Genomic DNA, 3,415 nt, shown 5'->3' with positions numbered 1-3,415 from the left:
GGGTCGCAATGATCGCGGCGATGCCCCCGACCCGACCGAGCTGGTCCTTGGCCATCTGGCCGAGGGAGCGGCCGCCGCGGCGGGTGGAGAAGAACAGCACGAGGTAGTCCTGGACCGCCCCCGCGAAGATGACCCCGACGATGATCCAAATGGTCCCGGGGAGGAACCCCCACTGCGCGGCCAGGACGGGCCCGACGAGGGGTCCGGCCCCGGCAATCGCTGCGAAGTGGTGCCCGAAGAGCACCCGGCGGTCGGTGACGACGTAGTCCTTGCCGTTTGCCCGGTACTCGGCCGGGGTCGCGCGGCGATCGTCGGGTTTCGCGATGACGTGTTCGACGAACTTCGAGTAAAAGCGGTACCCGAGCAGCGAGGTGGCCACCCCGGCGAAGACGAACCAGATCGCGTTGACCGTTTCGCCGCGGGCCAGGGCGAGCATCGTCCAGCCGATGGCCCCGACGACGCCGACGAGCACCCAGACGACGGTCTTCGGTCCACGCTTGCGCGCCGCATCCTGGCCGAGCTGTTCCTCGGTCAGCGCCACGGGCGGGAGGGAGGGGTCCGGTTCGAGACCGTCCGACGCCCTCGCCCCATCGCGTCCTGAGTGTTGCGTTGTCATGACTCAGCTCCCTTGCTCAGATCCCCCCGCTCCGTCACCACACGCGAGCCGGCTGGCCCCATTGTCGGCAGACTCTCAGCAAAATGGCAAGCCCTACACCGATGTCTGCGGCTTTCTCTCGCTCCGGCGCCCCGCAAACGCGAGCGTCCCCCGCGCCGATGGCACGGGGGACGCTCGCTCACGATCGCTTCTCGGGTTACAGGCCGTAACTCGTCATCCGATCGAACTCGACCTCGGGGGTGCCGTCCACCATCGAGATGGTGCCCGTGATGAAGAAGTCGTAGTCCTCCGTGCCCCCGGAGGACCAGGCGGACTTCGGGCGGCCAACCTCGAAGACCCCGTTCGAGGAGGTGAAGCCCGTGAGGGTGAGCTCCTCGAAGTCGGTGGGCATCGTCGTGATCTTCATCGAGCTGAGGTTGCGGTCCTGCAGCGGGTAGGGGCACACCTCGTCGAGGTTCGTGGACACCGTGACGCAGAGCGTGGCGCGCTCCGCGACCTGGGCCAGCACCGCCTCCGCGAAGGCCTCGGACGGTTGCGCGCTGAGCTCAACCGATGGCTGCATGACTTCGGTGCCCACGAGCAGCTGCTGGGGCTCCGCGACGAGCATGTCGCTCGAGGGCGGCGTCAGGGTGTAGCTGCCCGGGTACGCGTAGAACTCGACGCGGCCCATTCCGTAAAAGTCGTCGTAGGCCGACGCGGGCTCTCCGGACAGTGGGATCACGGTCTTGCCGATCTGCGCCTCCTCGATGCCGTTCGGGTAGATCACGACGGGGACGATCAGGCTCTCCGAGATCTGCCAGGTGTTGAGGAAGCCGGACTCCTTCGGACCCGCGTCGAGGGTGAAGTTGTGTCTGTATTTCTCCCCGTCAATCGAGAACTCCGCAATCACCGTGGCGAAGCTCCTCGTCGATTCGGTCTCGCGAACGCTCAGCACCTCGATGCGGTGCTCTGCCGAGCCCAGCACGTCGTTGGTCAGCATGACCCGCTCGGTGTTTTTAATGCCGGGGTCGACCATCGCGTTCGCCCCCTCCGCGTCCCCGGAGGAGAGCATGCCGAGGTAGGTCTCGACGGTGCCCGCGGGCCCTCGTGAGGCGTTGATCACGTTGAGCGCGATCGCGCCGCCGCCAACCAGCAGGCCGAGGAGGACCACGCCCCCGCCAATCACGGCGAGCCGCTTCTTGGCCGCGGGGCTCATCGGCTGCGCGGGCGGCAGGGTGCCGGGGAGGGGCGCGACCCCGGCCGCGGGCTGGGCCAGCGGGAGCCCGGTCGCGGGCAGGGCCGTCGTCGGCTGTCCCTGCTGGGGCACGGCCTGCTGGGGTACGGCTCCCGGCTCGGCGGCAACGGGCACGAACGGGGCGGGCCGCTGCTGATCGGTCTCGGGCGGCGCGGGCGGGACGTCACCCGGGCCCGCGGCGGCCTCCGGCGGGGCGGGCGGCGCGGGGAACACCTGGCCCGTGGGGAACACCTGACCCGTGGGGAACGCCGGAGCGGTCGGGAAGGGGTACCCGTCGGGCACGGTCGGCTGCTGGGCAGACGCGTGCGCGGTCGCGGGCCACCCCGGCTGGCCCGCGACGGCCTGCGGGGCCGCTGCAACCACGCCGGGCAGCGGCGCGCCGCTCAGCCAGGACTGAGCGGAGCGACGGCCGCCGAGCCGCGCGAGGGCCGCGGGGGCAAAGCCGTAGAGGAAACCGGGCGCGAACTCCGCGAGCACCGAAACCACGAGCGCCCAGGCCAGCATCGCCAAGCCGGTCCACCAGCTCAGCTGCACGGAGCCGTTCACCGAGTTGGCAAACACCCCGGCGGAGCCACCAAGGTTGGTCCGGAACCCGGCGAGGCCGAGGCTGAGCAGCACCCAAACCACGAACACGAGGAGCGGGAACTGCCAGACCCGGCCCCAGCTCGGCGCGGCCAGGCGCTGCCGCCGCACCCCGATCCAGAGGGCCGCGAAGAGGGTGCCCAGCACCGCAAGCGCGATCAGCCAGCTGCCGGAACCGGAGAGCAGGTCCCAGGCGAGCATCGACTCTCGCCCGCTGTACCCGGGGAACACCCCGGAGATCCCGCCGAGGTGCCCGAGCCCGATGGCCGCGGCCACGAGGTTGCCGAGCAGGGGCAGCCCGAGCAGCAGCATGCCGAGGGCGTCGGCCTGGACTGAGCCAATGATGAGGACGGCGAGCACCACCGGGGCGAAGATCGCGGCGAGCACCAGGAGGTACCCGCGCGCCTCGCGCGCTCCGGCGAGCAGACCGGTCACGGCCCCGGCCGTGCGCGGCGGGCCGGGGTGCGCGGCGGCGCGGCCCGCGGCGCTCGCGAGGCCAACCACGATCGTCGTCACCAGCAGGGTCATCCCCCAGTTGCTCCGCAGCGAGAGCGCGGGGAACGGGGGCGCCTCGATCGTCGCGAAGATGAGCCCGGTGATGAGGGTGATCGGGATCGCGGTGCCGAGCGCGTCGCACAGGACGGCGACCGTGCGGACCATCGGCCCAGCCACGGGGGCTTCGCGGCGCAGGCGGTGCCGGGTGATGAGGAAGACGGCGGTCGCGACCGCCGCGAGGGTGCCGAGGGAGAACACGGTCACGCCCATGCTCCCGGTGGCCACCCCGTTGAAGAGGTCGGGGACGCCGAGGGTGACGCCCGCCCCGAGGCTGGCGCCCGCGAAGGCGAAGAGCCCGCCGATGACCGTGCCGGCGCTGAACGTCTCGCTCGGGCCGATGACGGACATGATGCTCAGCAGATAGAGCAGGCCGGAGAGCAGGCCGAGGACGAGGGTCGTGCCGGCGACAAGCGCGAGCGTGCTCAGGC

1 protein-coding gene and 1 pseudogene are annotated in these 3,415 nt (G+C 71.1%); both read right to left on the bottom strand.

Annotated features, from left to right (window positions below; translation table 11 throughout):
* On the bottom strand, positions 1-616 hold a 616-nt coding region (locus tag OOT08_RS10140), incomplete at its 3' end, for a carbon starvation CstA family protein (RefSeq protein WP_325092531.1).
* Positions 617-812: 196 nt separating this feature from the next.
* Positions 813-3,415, bottom strand: a pseudogene (locus OOT08_RS10135) (hypothetical protein); the annotation flags it as partial.

It is taken from the genome of Leucobacter sp. M11, from assembly GCF_035726885.1.
Lineage (GTDB): Bacteria > Actinomycetota > Actinomycetes > Actinomycetales > Microbacteriaceae > JAPFRB01.
Note: the sequence above shows the minus strand (reverse complement) of the source record. Positions and strands in the feature narration are given on the sequence as shown.